The organism is Parabacteroides goldsteinii, from assembly GCF_020091425.1.
Lineage (GTDB): Bacteria > Bacteroidota > Bacteroidia > Bacteroidales > Tannerellaceae > Parabacteroides > Parabacteroides goldsteinii.
Window position 1 is genome coordinate 111216 of record NZ_CP081906.1, and the last position, 14517, is coordinate 125732.

At 43.0% G+C, this 14517-nt stretch carries 14 protein-coding genes; 7 read left to right on the forward strand and 7 right to left on the reverse strand.

The window, feature by feature from the left end:
* Nucleotides 1-104 precede the first annotated feature (104 nt).
* From K6V26_RS01260 to K6V26_RS01275, 4 genes are all read right to left on the reverse strand, one after another.
* On the reverse strand, nt 105-1790 hold the full coding sequence (locus tag K6V26_RS01260) for a M23 family metallopeptidase (RefSeq protein ID WP_129699016.1): 1686 nt from the start codon (nt 1788-1790) through the stop codon (nt 105-107).
* Nucleotides 1791-1802: 12 nt separating this feature from the next.
* Nucleotides 1803-2843, reverse strand: a complete 1041-nt coding sequence (locus tag K6V26_RS01265; RefSeq protein WP_195585909.1) for an endonuclease/exonuclease/phosphatase family protein — start codon at nt 2841-2843, stop codon at nt 1803-1805.
* A 12-nt stretch (nt 2844-2855) separates the two neighbouring features.
* Entirely contained in the window at nt 2856-4370 is a 1515-nt protein-coding gene (locus K6V26_RS01270) for a hypothetical protein (protein WP_010800385.1), read from the reverse strand.
* 150 nt (nt 4371-4520) lie between these two features.
* Complete coding sequence (locus tag K6V26_RS01275) at nt 4521-5993, reverse strand: aminoacyl-histidine dipeptidase (RefSeq protein WP_195585908.1); 1473 nt, start codon at nt 5991-5993, stop codon at nt 4521-4523.
* Nucleotides 5994-6140: 147 nt separating this feature from the next.
* Between K6V26_RS01275 and K6V26_RS01280 the strand changes: the two genes are divergently transcribed.
* Nucleotides 6141-6359 (forward strand): hypothetical protein, encoded by a 219-nt coding sequence (locus tag K6V26_RS01280; RefSeq protein WP_010800383.1) that lies wholly within the window; start codon nt 6141-6143, stop codon nt 6357-6359.
* Between the two features lie 23 nt (nt 6360-6382).
* Nucleotides 6383-6988 (forward strand): OmpH family outer membrane protein, encoded by a 606-nt coding sequence (locus K6V26_RS01285; protein ID WP_007653880.1) that lies wholly within the window; start codon nt 6383-6385, stop codon nt 6986-6988.
* 221 nt (nt 6989-7209) lie between these two features.
* On the opposite strand, the gene K6V26_RS01290 is transcribed toward K6V26_RS01285, so the two are convergent.
* Together K6V26_RS01290 and K6V26_RS01295 are read right to left on the reverse strand one after the other, a co-directional pair.
* Nucleotides 7210-7539, reverse strand: coding sequence for a hypothetical protein (locus K6V26_RS01290; RefSeq protein ID WP_046147743.1), 330 nt, complete (start codon nt 7537-7539; stop codon nt 7210-7212).
* A complete protein-coding gene (locus K6V26_RS01295; protein ID WP_007653878.1) occupies nt 7539-7844 on the reverse strand; it encodes an FtsB family cell division protein in 306 nt (101 codons plus the stop codon). The genes K6V26_RS01290 and K6V26_RS01295 overlap by 1 nt, the downstream gene beginning before the upstream one ends.
* A gap of 70 nt (nt 7845-7914) precedes the next feature.
* Here K6V26_RS01295 and K6V26_RS01300 point away from each other — a divergent pair, with 70 nt between their 5' ends.
* The 5 genes from K6V26_RS01300 to K6V26_RS01320 all read left to right on the forward strand — a co-directional run bounded on the left by K6V26_RS01300 (nt 7915) and on the right by K6V26_RS01320 (nt 12432).
* Nucleotides 7915-9744, forward strand: coding sequence for a DNA polymerase III subunit gamma/tau (locus K6V26_RS01300; RefSeq protein WP_010800381.1), 1830 nt, complete (start codon nt 7915-7917; stop codon nt 9742-9744).
* 116 nt (nt 9745-9860) lie between these two features.
* Nucleotides 9861-10487, forward strand: a complete 627-nt coding sequence (locus tag K6V26_RS01305) for a glycine zipper family protein (protein WP_010800380.1) — start codon at nt 9861-9863, stop codon at nt 10485-10487.
* Between the two features lie 30 nt (nt 10488-10517).
* Complete coding sequence (locus K6V26_RS01310) at nt 10518-11039, forward strand: GNAT family N-acetyltransferase (RefSeq protein WP_224264433.1); 522 nt, start codon at nt 10518-10520, stop codon at nt 11037-11039.
* 10 nt (nt 11040-11049) lie between these two features.
* A complete protein-coding gene (locus K6V26_RS01315; protein ID WP_224264434.1) occupies nt 11050-11922 on the forward strand; it encodes an AraC family transcriptional regulator in 873 nt (290 codons plus the stop codon).
* Between the two features lie 90 nt (nt 11923-12012).
* A complete protein-coding gene (locus K6V26_RS01320; RefSeq protein WP_224264435.1) occupies nt 12013-12432 on the forward strand; it encodes a pyridoxamine 5'-phosphate oxidase family protein in 420 nt (139 codons plus the stop codon).
* On the opposite strand, the gene K6V26_RS01325 is transcribed toward K6V26_RS01320, so the two are convergent.
* Nucleotides 12419-14494 carry a HelD family protein gene (locus K6V26_RS01325; protein ID WP_224264436.1) on the reverse strand — a complete coding sequence of 692 codons (2076 nt, stop codon included), beginning with the start codon at nt 14492-14494 and terminating at the stop codon, nt 12419-12421. The genes K6V26_RS01320 and K6V26_RS01325 overlap by 14 nt on opposite strands.
* Between the last annotated feature and the right edge of the window lie 23 nt (nt 14495-14517).

Sequence of the window (14517 nt, forward strand, 5' to 3'; positions counted from 1 at the left end):
ATATATGTGTTATTTCCTTATTTAGGAGAAAACAAAGATACAAATTAATTGTTGTAAACAATGGCTTGCAGCTTTATTTTCAAGAAAAAAGAAAAAGTTATTTTTTACCACGTAAACGGATAAGTATAAGTGGATTGATTTCCACAGGCATCTGTTACAACCAGTTTCAGCGTGTGTTTCCCTCTTGCCAGCCGCTCTTTATCGAAGTGATAGGTAATGACGGACTTACTATTCATTTCGAATAAAACATATTGACCGTCAATTTCACCCCGGTATGTTTGTACACCGCTCAGGTTGTCCGACAGCCTGAGTGCGATGGCTTGTTTACTGACCCATGTTGCCGGATTGAGAGGTGTAATGGTCGGCGGGACAAGGTCCTGACCGAGCGTGTAGCTTCCCATTTCTTTTATATCGGCATCGACCCAGCCGTTGCGGTAGACACCTCCGGTCCATGACCGGCGTCCGTTTTGCAGTCGGACAATACCGTATTGCTGTTTGTTCTCCAGTGTGTCTGTTTGCAACCGGAGGGATAATTTGGCTGATTTGTGGAAAGCGACCGGTTTGTTGTGTAATATATGTGTGGCACCCAGCGCGGTACTGTCTTCTTTGACGGAATAGCGGAAATATAAGTCGTCGTAAAGATTTCCTTTCGGGATTGTCAGGCGGATTCCTTTGGCTCCGAAACGGTTGTCGCTCCACCAATGGAACAATTCTGTGTTTTCCGTGTCGACTTCCGGGATCGGTTGTTCTTTGCCTTCGATTTGGATAGAAAGCCGGGTCGTGTTGCCGAAAGCGTCTGCCAACTGGTAAGTCAGGTGATAGGTGCGAGGTTCGTCGATAGTCAGGATTCCGCGGTTAAGGCTTTCGATGAAACGAAGCCGGTTTCCCGGGTCGACAAAACTTTTGATATAGAACGAACGGTGTTCTTTCCATTCTTCAAAGTCTGTGAAACTGTTGAGGTAACGACTTTCATCGAAAGCGAAACGATCCAGGTTACTATGAAAAATAACCTGGCTGTCTGCCGTCAGTGTGATGTCTTTGATACCATAAATATTGGAGGTATTATCCATGTAATCGTATCCTTTTACAGCCAGTCCGATTTCTCCCCAGGCTTCAATCTTTCCGGTCAATGTTTGTTTTCCGTTCTTGGCAGTGACAGGTTTTAGTTCCAGTTTTCGGCGGCTTCCGTTCACAACGCCCTTTCCTGGCATTGAATAGACCATGATTCCCTGTATCTTGGGAGCCTGCGTATCTTTTATTAAATCTTTGTAGTATTCGATCGGGTCCATCGGTTCTTCCGTCTCTGTGTCGCGCACTTCGAAATGGAGGTGCGGACCGCCGGAGCTTCCCGTGTTTCCGCTCAGCGCGACGAGTTCGCCTTCTTTAACAGGTAGTTCATCCGGAGTGAGGCTCAGGTTTACATTGAAGCTTTCCTGTTCGTATTGTTTTTCTTTGAGATAAGCGGTGATCTTTTGAGAGAATTTCTGAAGATGGCCGTAAACAGTAGTCGTACCGTCCGGATGTGTGATATACAGGCCGTTGCCATATCCCCAGGGACTTACCGAAATGCGTGAGACATAGCCGTCCTGCACGGAGTGGATCGGTTTTCCTTCGACACCTTGTGTTTTGAAATCTATTCCCGAATGGAAATGATTGCTTCTCAGTTCTCCGAAATTTCCGCTTAGCAAGACCGGAATATCCATCGGTTTGCGAAGTTGCTGGGCTTCGGCTGTGTTGTTTGTAATTCCGGCAAAGAGGAAAATCCCTGCCAGTATATGATGTATCTGCATGTCTGTTTTAATTCAATCTTTGTTAGGCAAAGATAGTAAAAAGTCGGTAATGAGAGGTAGATGATCGCTGTAACCACCCTCATATTTAAAACCATAATAGGTGCGGAAAGGTCGTTTGCCGTGCCAGGTCTTATCATCAGTGAGCAGGAAGGGGAGCATGAATATTCGATTGCTTCCGGGAACAACATGCATGGGGGAGTTTTTATCGATCAGATTGCCGGATACGATGATATGATCCAGTTGATTCCACTCTCCCTGATACTTGTGGGTTCCGGGATTGTTCAGGACATGGGGATCGGCAAAAAGGTTGTAGAGCTTGTCGGATTCCGGATTTCCGAAGGTTTTTCCGGCAGACAGTATTTGTGTGATGCTGGCGTTTTCCGGTGTGTCGTTAAAATCTCCCATGATCAGCAGCTGAGGCGTTTTCCGGATTTGTAGCAAGGAATCGCACAGATGCCTTAATGTACGGGCAGCATCAAAACGGTCGGCTTCGCTTTCCTTTTCACCTCCGTAGCGCGAAGGAAGATGACAGACGAATACATCTAATGTATCGGAGGTTATTACTTTTCCCCATACATGGAGAATGTTACGTGTCTGTTTATGTGTTTTATGGGTGAAGAGTACCGGGTGTTCTTTATGGCCGATGTATCCGAATTGAGTTCGTTGATAAAGAAGGGCGGAATTTATTCCCCTTGTATCTGAACCGTGTGTCATGCAGTACCGGTATTGTTGCTGCTTCAAAGGTGTCCGGTTCAGCAAATGGATCAGGACGGAATCGTTTTCCACTTCACAGAGGCCGATTAGGGCGGGAGTATCCCATTCACCTGCGGCGCTGATCACTTTGGCTATTTGCTGAAGTTTATGGTAATATCGTCCGCGTGTCCAGTGATGATTACCCGATGGGAGGAAGTCATTATCGTTCTTGTCCGGATTGTCTTCGGTGTCGAACAGGTTCTCTACATTGTAACTCATGACCCTGAATCCGGACTGGGCGTTTACCGGATGGGGGAGAAAGGCGAGAACGCAAATTAATATAGTTAAGGTCCTGGTCATATTTAATTGTTTTTATTCTTCTTCTTTAGGAACAAATTCATAAGCACCTATATCCGGCCCGTTGTTTGTCAGTCGGTTTACGCCGTTACGATCGACCGGATATTTCTGGGAAACAAACAAATCGGCTTTACCTACGCCGGGAGTTGTTTCTTTATCCGGACGGAAATCATACATATATTTATTCTTTTCTCCGCCGGTCATCCGGTACTCCATTTTACTCTCGTCTTTTCCTTTAATAAAAATGACATCGGTAAAGTTTTCACTACTGGTTTGATCCATCATTACGACGCAGTGATCGAAATGATATTTTAAATCGTTGTTTCTTAAGAGCATGGACTTGGTCCCAATATCGATTTTTATTTCTTTACCGGCACCTAGACTACCATCGATTATACAATTGTCGAAATTGGCTTGTAATAAATCATATGGCATGATCGCTTTATTTGAATTTGAATAATTGTCAAATAGTTGTAAGGTATGACTGGCTTCACCTTCTTTAGATTCCGAATGCCGGCTTTTGGCAGAGATGTAGTTTGCAAGTGTACAATGTGTAAAGCTATATTTGCCTCCATTTAATACAACAACGTCTACCGTAGCATTTGTGAACTCGCTGTTAGCGGCTTCCAGATTACAGTTGGTTGCAGTCAATACATTCCCATCCATATTGGTGATCTGCGAATTGTTAATCTTCAATTTGGATTTTTCCGGATCAGAAGCCTTGCAGGTTATGCCGTTGTTTCCGTTTCTTACTATTACATTATTAAATATGTTGTCAAAACTTTCATTGTTGAATACAATTCCTTCCCATTGTCCCGGTGTGCGGTCGTAGGGTAGTATGTCGAGTATGAAATCGAGACGGTCACCGCGGAAGACTATCGGTTTATCCATGGTTCCGTTCGCAATGATCGTTCCGTCAACGATGATCTTTGCTTTGTCGTGCATATAGAAAGTGGTGCCTTCTTCGATATTAACTGTTACACCTTTGTCTATCATCAGGCTGTCATATATCAGATAAGGACGTTCGGCTGTCAGCTTGGTGTCTTCACTCAATGTCTGTCCGCCTTTTATCAGCTTGACATCCTGTCCGCATGCCTCCAGTAAAACTGTTTGTTTCACGCTGTTGTAGGTGAACACTATTGAATCCTGGATTAATAACGGTTGGTCTTTTCCATTCGGATTGACAGTGACTTCTACAAATATATACATGCTATCTTTGGCTGCAATTCTGACATTGTCGAAGTTGTCACCTTTTCGTCCGTCCACGTTGATACGGAATCCGCTGGTAGCAGGCGAGGCTTGTATGATTCTCTCTATATTCAGCGGTTCACTGTTTTTGTTGTAAACCATGAATTGTTTTGTGGCTGAACCTATCGTGGTAAAGACAGTATCGAATGATAAGGTATCTGTCGAGAAACTCAACCGGTGATTCGGATTGGTCGAATAATTTTCGTCCAGCCCGTCGCATCCAGCCAACAGGTTGAGTAAAAGTGTACATATTATAAGCAACGGCGCTGTAATTCTTTTCATTTTCTCTAAATGTTAAAATGTATGCCTTTGTGTTCTTGTTTCTTTATAAACAAACGATTTATAAAGAATGTTTTCAGGCATTAACATAAAAAAAGAGGAAAAACACGATTAAAGTGTTAATCCTCTTTTTATAACGCAGAATATTTAATTTTATTTTGCCGGTACGCTTTTTAATAATTCTAAAAGATGAGCCCACCACAAACCGACGGTCTTAATTTCGATCCGTTCGTTCGGAGAGTGAACTTCTCTTAAAGTCGGTCCGAAAGAAATCATATCCAGATTAGGATATTTTTCGAGGAACAGTCCGCATTCCAGTCCGGCATGGATAGCCATGATCTTGGCGTCCTTATTGAATAAACGTTTATATGTATCCTGTGCGACTTTCAAGATTTTGGAATCCGGATTAGGAGCCCATCCCGGATAACCGTCACCGTGGGTAACAATCGCTCCGGCCAGTTTAAATACGGAGGCTACCTGGTTGGCAATCATGTTTTTGCATGATTCGATGGAGCTACGCTGGCTGGTTCCGACAGTGATTATCAATTGTTCTGTTTCGGCTTCATGTCTCATTTTTACGGAAGCCAGGTTGGTAGAAGTTTCAACCAATCCCTCGATGTCATGGCTCATACCGATAACGCCATGAGGACAAGCATGCAAAGCCCAGATAACCTTTTCCATATCGAAATTAGACAGGCATAATTCCGGACGGTCGGTCGATTCCATGGTGATCTGTACGTTAGGATCGATATGTTTCAGTTCGTTTTCGATATCCGCCGTATAGTTATTGAGCAGTACACGAACCTGTTCTTTATCTTCCGAATAAAGTCCGATGACTGCATGCGCTTCACGGGCTATCGCATTGCGCAGATTACCCCCTTCAATCGAACACAAAGTGAAGTCTGCTTCATTGTTCAATAAATACAGGAAACGAACCAGGATTTTATTGGCATTACCCAGTCCCTTGTGTATTTCACCACCGGAATGTCCGCCGTTCAATCCTTTTACATCAATTTTGAAATATAACATATTGGGGTTGGTCGGGCGTTGTTCGCAATGGAACACGGCCTGTGTATCTTTTCCTCCGGCGCAGCCCATAAAGATTTCGCCTTCGTCTTCGCTGTCGAGGTTCAACAGGATATCTCCGGTCATGAAGCCTTTTTCAAGAGCTTTAGCTCCGGTCAGGCCAGTTTCTTCGTCAACAGTGAACAGGCATTCGATCGGTCCGTGTTCGATATCGTCGGAAGCCAGGATAGCCAGTTCGGCGGCAACACCGATACCATTGTCGGCTCCCAGCGTTGTTCCGTTGGCACGCAGCCAGTCTCCGTCTACAATTGTTTCGATCGGGTCGTTGTCGAAATCATGAACGGTTCCGTTGTTTTTCTCGCAAACCATATCCATGTGCGACTGAAGGATAACAACCGGCAGCTTTTCATATCCGGGTGTTGCAGGCTTCGACATCAGGATGTTTCCGGCTGCATCTTTCTTTATGGCGATTTTATACTCTTTTGCGAACGATTCCAGATACTGGATCATTTTGCCTTCCTTCTTTGAAGGACGGGGCACTTGTGTTACCTGGTGGAAAAACTTCCAGACGATTTCAGGCTTTAAGTCAGTAATCTTCATAATGTTACAATATATTATAGTTGTTACTATATAGTTAATAATGCAATCATTTCAGGAGTTATGTATGAAAAAAAGTAGAATTAAATACCAAAAAGATACTTTATAATCACTTAAACTCTTATATTTGCGTCCACAAATATAGAGAAAATGCTTACAACGATATTATTAACGGTCATAATTCTTGTTATTTGTGTTGTGTTACTTGCTGTAAAAGTGATATTCAAGAAGGGGGGAAGGTTCCCGAATACGCATGTCGGAGGTAACAGAGCACTGAGTAAAAAAGGTATCCATTGTGCCAAGACGCAAGACCGCGAACAGAAGAAGCAAAAGAATCTATATGATAGAGTAAAAGAAATAGAAGAATAAAATAAGGATTTAATTTACACTTTATGAAGAACATTAACTACGTAATTAATGGTGTGCTCGCGGTGGCTGTCGTGATATTGTTCATAATGCAATTTTCCGACAAGAAAGAATCAACAGTAACAAAAACATTTGCATCCGGAGATGGTGATACAACAAACCTGCTTCCTATAGCCTATGTCAATGTAGATTCGCTTTTGCTTAATTATAATTATTTCAAGGATCTGAATGAACAGCTCCTGAAAAAAGAAGAAAATTCGCGTGCTAATGTAACACAGCAGGCACGTAATTTGCAGAATGAAGTTCAGGAATTCTATCGTAAAGCAGAAAATAATGCATTCCTAACTCGTGAAAGAGCTCAACAAGAGCAGGAACGTCTGATGAAGAAAGAACAAGAACTGAAAGACTTGGATGCTAAATTGTCACAGGATTTGTTAATGGAACGCCAGAAGCTGAACGAACAGCTTCGTGATACAGTAGTTTCAAAATTGAAAGTATATAATAAGGAAAAAGGATATCAGGTAATTTTCAGTAACACCGCAGAAGATAATATTTTGTTAGCCGGCGATGCTTACGATATCACAAACGAATTGATCGACTTGTTGAATAAGAGTTATTCCAGCGGAAAATAAGTAGTATCAAAAACGATATACAAAAAGCTGTTGCATTAAATGTAACAGCTTTTTTTGTATCATACCGTTTTATTTATTGTTATGCAGAGAGTAAACCCCATTACAATGGGAGTATTTCCCCACTCTAATGGGGGTGTTTCCCCACTGCAATGGGGGTATTTCCCCATATAGAAGGGGAAAATTCCCCACATAATAAAATAGGGTGGGGAAATTTGATAGGATTATTTTTGTTGCTTTCCGGAAACGAATGATGAGTAGAGCAATAGTACGGCTGCAATTGTCAGGCAGATAATCCACTCTTTCATATCTTTGAACATCAATCCGGAGGCACAGATCATCAGGACAGAGGCTATTATGTTAAAACGGTGCAACCTGCGTTCGCGAAACTCCATATCTTTAGTAGGGAGTGTCAGGAAGCATACAGCCATACCAGCGGCTCCGACGGCAAACAGGTAAGGTGCCAGGAACCATTTGGTAAGGAAAAGGACTGCCCCGGCCAGTATCAGTAAACCGGCCATATTGAAAATGATTGTTCTTGCTTTTTGATTCATTATTTCTTTTTGATGATATAGACGTCTTCGTTCGGCTTCTTCATGAAATATTCTTCACGGGCGAAGCGTTCCAGACCTTCTTTGTCGGTACGAAGATCGTTCAGTTTCTTACTGTTTATCTCGATCTCTTTCTGATAATGTTTGATCTCTCTTTCCAGGCTACGGATCTTTTCGTCGTATGTATACCGCTTATACAAATTGCTGTCGCCCACTGTAAAAGTGAGGATCAAAAATCCAATGATAACCAACCAGTAGGCATTTATCCTGGATAGATACTTGTTGTAAAAGTCTTTTATGCGTGACATGGAACTTCGTTTTTGCAAAGGTAAATGAATTATTTTGTATATCTTTGTGTTGTTAATAAAAAAGCAAAGAATGGACAATTATATTGTATCGGCAAGAAAATACCGCCCGTCTACCTTCCGTAGTGTTGTAGGGCAGAAGTCTCTTACCACTACACTAAAAAATGCAATACAAAGTAACAAACTTGCACATGCCTACCTTTTCTGCGGACCGCGTGGTGTCGGGAAGACTTCGTGTGCACGAATCTTTGCGAAGACAATAAACTGCCTGAACCCGGCAGCAGACGGCGAGGCTTGTAACGAGTGTGAATCATGCCAGGCTTTCAATGAACAGCGTTCCTATAATATTCATGAACTGGATGCTGCATCCAACAACTCGGTCGACGATATCCGTTCGTTGATCGACCAGGTGCGTATCCCGCCTGCAATCGGAAAATATAAGGTCTTCATCATCGATGAGGTTCATATGCTGAGTTCGGCTGCATTCAACGCTTTCCTAAAAACGTTGGAGGAACCGCCGCATCATGCTCTGTTTATTTTAGCGACTACCGAGAAGCATAAAGTACTTCCGACTATTCTGTCGCGTTGCCAGATATATGATTTCTCCCGCATCTCGATTGCCGATATGGTGGAACATCTGGAATATGTTGCTTCTCAGGAAAATGTGACTGCTGAGCCGGAAGCTTTGAACGTAATTGCCCAGAAAGCTGATGGCGGTATGCGTGATGCCCTGTCTATTTTCGACCAGGTAGTTAGTTTTACCAATGGCAATATTACTTATCAGGCTGTCATCGACAATCTGAATGTACTCGATTACGAATATTATTTCCGTCTTACGGACGCAATCCTGGCAGGAAATGTCCGTTCGTCTATTCTGATCCTGAATGAAATATTGAGCAAAGGATTTGACGGGCAGAATATCATTACCGGGTTGGCCGCCCATTTCCGTGATTTGCTGGTTTGTAAGGATGAGGCAACTCTGATCTTGTTTGAAGTCGGAGCCTCGATCCGCGAAAGATATAAAGAGATGGCAAAACGCTGTCCGGATCAGTTGCTTTTTAAGGCGATCGAACTGGCCAATACCTGTGATCTGAATTATCGTGCCAGCCGTAACAAGCGCCTGCTGTTGGAACTGACGCTTATCCAGCTTTGCCAGTTGAGTAATGCAGGGCAGGCAGCCGACGATAAAAAAAAAGGAGTAATTGAACCTATCGCATCCGGTGCTCCTGGACAGCCTGTTTCTCAGGGCACACAGGCTTCACCACAGGGGCAACCTGTTCGTCAGCCAGTTCAACCATCCGGTTATCCCGGTTCACCGGCTTCACAGCAACCGGCTGATATGGGTAATAACAATGGTCGTGTAGTAACTTCGAATATGCCTTCTTCGGCAACAGTTATTCCGCAGCCTCCTGCTGCAACTCCTCCTAAACGTCCTTCCCGTCCGCAACATTTGGGTACGTCGCTGAAAGAAATCGGTGTGGAAAAACCGAAGAATCAGATGGGGCAACAGGAAAACCGGACAGTTCAGGAGATGGTCAACCAGTTCACGGAAGAAGACCTGGTACGTTGTTGGGATGCTTATGCGGCAAGCGGAATTATCGATAAGAAAGTTTATCTGAAGAATACGATGATCAACTGCAAGCCTGTTTTGCAGGAAAACTATTTCTTTGAAGTAGGTGTACATAATCCCGGTCAGCAGGATGAACTGAGTAATGGTTGTGTGGATTTATTGAATTATTTGCGTGCACAACTCAGAAATACACGTATCCAGATGCGTGTCCGGATTATCGAAACGAACGAAAAGCATTTAGCCTATACGGCAACCGAGAAGTTCGAACATTTATTGACCGTAAATCCCGTCCTGGGAAAACTGAAAGACGAGTTCAATCTGACACTGGATTAATTCTTTCAACGGATGAAACAAGGGTGGTTTTCTGTTTAGACGAATATTATAACGTTTTTGATCAGCCTTTATCCGCTAAATATTTGTATTTTAGCGGATAAATAAAAAATGTTGATATGAGAATGAAGAATTGGCTCCTGTTTCTGATGATACCTGTGATTGGCACGGGTTGTGCGACAATGGATCCGACATCGCGTACGATAGTGGGTTCGCAGGTCGGCATGTTGGCGGGTACGGTTACCGGTGCAGTGATCGGGCATGCGGCCGGAGGATATCGCGGAGAGGCGATCGGTTCGTTTGTGGGATCGGTCGGAGGGACAGTTCTGGGTGCTGCCGCCGCTTCCTCTCAAAATCAACGTGACAGGAATACAGCGAGTGCCAGAGAGTATCAGGTCCCCTATCTGGTTATTGAGGATATTTATCTGGAAGACCGGAATAACAACCAGATCGTAGATGCAGGAGAAAGTTGCCGCATCTCGTTTATCTTATCGAATGAAGGGAGACAAACGGCTTACAATATTGAGCCTGTTATCAAGGTCGAACAGGGAGGCAAATATGTGAAACTTTCAAAGCCTCTTGTTATCCGTCAGTTACCTCCGCATAAAAGAGTCAGTTATACTGTCACCTTGCATGCTTCTCCTAAATTGAAAGCCGGAGAAATAGTGCTGTCTGTCCGCCTGAAGTCTTCAGACGGTTATCTGACGGATAAGGAGACTTTTACATTGCCTGCTGGAAGATATTAGGCATTTATTTTTATAAGAAAACATCAGGCAATGATTATAGAACAAGGCACAACGCATCATCTTGACGAACTGGAGGTTCTTTATGACGGGTTGAATGACTATTTGTCTTCCACGGTAAACTATCCGGGATGGATAAAACATATATATCCTGTCAGGGAGACGGCCATGCAGGGGATTGATGAGAAATGCCTGTTTGTTGCCATTGAAAATGGAACTGTTGCCGGAAGTATTATATTGAATCATGAGCCGGAAAAGGCTTACAGTCAGGTTCGCTGGCTGGTTGAGGCGGAATATGCTGATATTCTGGTGATCCGGACGTTGGTTGTACATCCTTCATTTTTGAAACAGGAGGTGGCGACCCGATTGATGGAGTTTGCTAAACAATATGCGGTTAGTCACCAGATGAAATCGATCCGGTTGGACGTGTCGGTCGATAATACACCTGCTATTAGCCTTTATAAAAAACTCGGTTATCAATATATTGGGACTGTTGATCTGGGACTGCCTTATGAGCATTTGAAATGGTTCCAACTTTATGAATTGGTTTTATAACGCTTGTCCGATGAAAAAGTCAATACCCCGCTATACATTTTATAAGCACAAGTATGGTAGTGAGTTACTGGTGGATGTTGTCGAACTGAAAAACATCAAGAAGTTTCTGGATATCAGCCCGGTGCATACGCTGACTTACTATGACATTACTTTTGTCACCGAAGGTTCAGGCTTTTTTTCAATTGATAACCAACAGTATGACGTCTGTCCCGGTGATGTGATTTTTTCAAAGCCGGGGGAGATACGTAATTGGGATAAAGACCATATTATAAATGGGTATGCACTTATTTTTGAGGAAGAGTTTCTTTCCTCTTTTTTCAAAGACGACCAGTTCGTTCAGCATCTCAGTTATTTTGAACCTGATAAAACTGCAGCAAAAATACATCTTTCGGAATCAGTTTCCGATCGTATCTTCCAACAGATATGTAATATTAGGGATGAGATCGGCCTGTTTTCCAGGAATGGTGACCATGTGTTGAGGGCACTGCTTTATGAGGTTCTTATGCTCCTTGACAGGGGATACAAGGAGGAAGAAGGGAAAACGGATATAGTGAAGGGGCGTAACCTTCATCTTACTAACTTTATCCATAGCGTTGACAAGTCTTTTAAAGAACATCGTGCAGTCAGCTATTATGCTGATAAATTATGTATTACGCCGAATTACCTGAATGAAATGATTACGGCCTCCATGCAGGTCAGTGCCAAACAATATATTCATAACAAAGTGGTGGGAGAGGCCAAAAGGATGCTGACCTATACTGATTTACCCGTCTCGGAAATAGCCGCCCGGCTGAACTATGATACTGTATCTTATTTTATCCGTTCATTTCGTCAACATGCCGGACAAACTCCATTGGCATACAGAAAAACGCACAAACCGTAAAAAGTGACATTTTCTCCCTGTTTACTGTTGCATCTGGGATAGCTTCATACTCTATTTTTGCCCTTATTATAAACGAATAACAGTTTAATTATGAGAGATCCGGAAAAGACGATAGGTAATATCGTTGACAAACAGACAGTTTCATTCCTTGGTTCGGTTGATGAGGAAGGTTTCCCTAATATCAAAGCAATGCTTCAACCTCGTAAACGGGAAGGAATCCGTATATTTTATTTTACTACCAATACATCTTCCATGCGTGTGGCTCAGTTCAGGGAGAATGGCCGTTCCTGTATTTACTTTTGCGACCGGCGCTTTTTCAAAGGCGTGATGCTGAAAGGAACAATCGAAGTCCTGACCGACCCGGCAAGCAAAGAATTAATCTGGCTGCTGGGAGATACAATGTATTATAAAGAAGGTGTTACCGACCCGGATTATTGTGTGTTGAAATTCACCGCTTTTTCGGGAAGATATTATAGTGGGTTCAAATCCGAGGATTTTAGTGTTGAGTAGCCGTACGGATAAATTCACTTTGTTCCCCTGAATATGTCACTGTCAATCGATGCATCGCTCGGGTTACTGCCACATAAAGCATGCTTTTATCGATTTCCGAACAGTAATTTGTCTTATTGGTTTGGGGGATGATTACTTCATCGAACTCCAACCCTTTTGCCATATGGGAAGAAGTGACGATGGTGCCATTTATGAAAGCGGAACTTTGACTGGACAGGAAATATATGTTTTCGATTTGTTTTTGAAGTTTTTCTGCCATTCCTTTTGCCTGTAATTCAGTTTTGCATACGATTCCCAATGATTTGTAATCTGATTCTCTGAATACAGAGACCAAATGAGCGATGGCGGATATTTCTTCTTCAGCATTTCCGAACCGGAGAATTTCCGGCTTTTTGCCATGACGTACAACCGGTATCAGTTCGTCATTAGAACGTATCTTTTGGGCAAAGCCGGTTATTTCGACGGTCGAACGATAGCTTTTGCATAATTTCATGACCTCTCCTGCTGCAAATGCTTTGCGAATCATTTCGGCTGTTGATGAACCGTAGGGGTTTACCGATTGGCATGCATCGCCGAGAATAGTTTTCCGGCAGGGATAAAGTTTTTGAATTACCTTAAATTGGATGGGCGAATAGTCCTGCATTTCGTCTATCAGGAGATGTTTGATATGGGAATATGTCGTGTTTCCGTCCAACGACATGTGCAGGTAGGCTAACGGGGCAAGGTCAGAATATTCAAGGATATGGCCTTTACGCAGTTTAAACATTTCAGGTTTTCCGGTCCATTTGAAAAAGTCTTTATATACCTGGAGATCGTTGTTTCCGCCGAACATCTTTTTTATCTCTTTTTTCAGCAGGTTCTTTTCTGACGTGGTTACGGATATGTTGTATTGGATTTTCATCATATCCAGTATGTAATCGGTCATTGTCTCAAACCGTTGTCGCATCGGATAACGGTTGAATCGTTTGAACTGTTCCTCGATGAAGCCGGCGGGGATGGTGATATGTCTGGTGAGCCGGACATCTGTAGCCTTGAAATAATTGTTTTCCATGTGGAGGATGAATTTGTCCAACAGGGAAATGAAATCGAACGATGCCTTGTATTGTATTCGTTCGATAAAATCCCGGGATGGTTTTTCCAGCAATTCGGCTACCTGGTCGAAGAAATTCCGGTATTTATATTTATTTTCGAGTAATTCCGAAAGGATTTGTTCCATGCTGGTTTCAGGAACTGTCTCTTCTCCGAGTTCGGGTAGTACGTTGGATATGTAATCGGCAAAGACTTTATTGGGGGATATAATCAGAATATCCCTGGAAGAAATATTTCCTTTCAGGGTGTAAAGCAGATAAGCGATACGATGCAAGGCAATGGAGGTTTTACCGGAACCGGCTACTCCCTGTATGATAAGTACGGGAGCTTCTTCGTTACGGATAATTTGGTTCTGCTCACGCTGGATAGTCGTTACGATATTCTTCATTTTGTCGTCGGCATTGGCACTGAGTTCTTTCTGTAGAATGTCGTCATGGACGGTGAGGGAACTTTCAATCATATATTCCATCCGGCCTTTACGGATGCGGTACTGGCGTTTGAGCGATATTTTGCCGTTGACTTCGCCGTTCGGGGAGGTGTAGGAGGCTTCGCCCAGTTCATGGTCGTAAAACATGCTTGAGACCGGGGCTCTCCAGTCATATATCAGGTTGGTCCTGCTTATGGAGTCGTAGAATGTGTGTATTCCAATATAAACAGGTGTGGTTTGGCTGCCATCTTTCTTTCCTTTGAAATCTATCCGTCCGAAATAGGGAATATCGAGAATCCGGCCTAACCGTTTGCGTTTATCGATGACGTTTTCTCCCAATGCGAAATGGTTCAGGATACTTTCGCGCATGGAACGAATCTCGTGTGGGTCTATGTCTTTGTTAGACCATAAATAATCCTTGTATTCTTGCAGGGTGTCTACATGGTCTTTAACTGATTTGTCGGTATTGTTAATCGTAGCGTGTATGATACTGAGTATCTTTTGTAAATATTCTTTTTCCTGTTTTTCTGTTTCGTTGAATACCATAGCTGTCTTGTTGTTATATTAAA

What these genes read in the sequence shown, in the direction of transcription:
- K6V26_RS01265 (WP_195585909.1), bottom strand. Translation starts at nt 2,843, where the DNA reads ATGACCAGGACCTTAACTATATTAATTTGCGTTCTCGCCTTTCTCCCC.
- K6V26_RS01260 (WP_129699016.1), bottom strand. Translation starts at nt 1,790, where the DNA reads ATGCAGATACATCATATACTGGCAGGGATTTTCCTCTTTGCCGGAATT.
- K6V26_RS01305 (WP_010800380.1), top strand. Translation starts at nt 9,861, where the DNA reads ATGAGAATGAAGAATTGGCTCCTGTTTCTGATGATACCTGTGATTGGC.
- K6V26_RS01270 (WP_010800385.1), bottom strand. Translation starts at nt 4,370, where the DNA reads ATGAAAAGAATTACAGCGCCGTTGCTTATAATATGTACACTTTTACTC.
- K6V26_RS01280 (WP_010800383.1), top strand. Translation starts at nt 6,141, where the DNA reads ATGCTTACAACGATATTATTAACGGTCATAATTCTTGTTATTTGTGTT.
- K6V26_RS01325 (WP_224264436.1), bottom strand. Translation starts at nt 14,494, where the DNA reads ATGGTATTCAACGAAACAGAAAAACAGGAAAAAGAATATTTACAAAAG.
- K6V26_RS01310 (WP_224264433.1), top strand. Translation starts at nt 10,518, where the DNA reads ATGATTATAGAACAAGGCACAACGCATCATCTTGACGAACTGGAGGTT.
- K6V26_RS01295 (WP_007653878.1), bottom strand. Translation starts at nt 7,844, where the DNA reads ATGTCACGCATAAAAGACTTTTACAACAAGTATCTATCCAGGATAAAT.
- K6V26_RS01285 (WP_007653880.1), top strand. Translation starts at nt 6,383, where the DNA reads ATGAAGAACATTAACTACGTAATTAATGGTGTGCTCGCGGTGGCTGTC.
- K6V26_RS01300 (WP_010800381.1), top strand. Translation starts at nt 7,915, where the DNA reads ATGGACAATTATATTGTATCGGCAAGAAAATACCGCCCGTCTACCTTC.
- K6V26_RS01290 (WP_046147743.1), bottom strand. Translation starts at nt 7,539, where the DNA reads ATGAATCAAAAAGCAAGAACAATCATTTTCAATATGGCCGGTTTACTG.
- K6V26_RS01320 (WP_224264435.1), top strand. Translation starts at nt 12,013, where the DNA reads ATGAGAGATCCGGAAAAGACGATAGGTAATATCGTTGACAAACAGACA.
- K6V26_RS01315 (WP_224264434.1), top strand. Translation starts at nt 11,050, where the DNA reads ATGAAAAAGTCAATACCCCGCTATACATTTTATAAGCACAAGTATGGT.
- K6V26_RS01275 (WP_195585908.1), bottom strand. Translation starts at nt 5,993, where the DNA reads ATGAAGATTACTGACTTAAAGCCTGAAATCGTCTGGAAGTTTTTCCAC.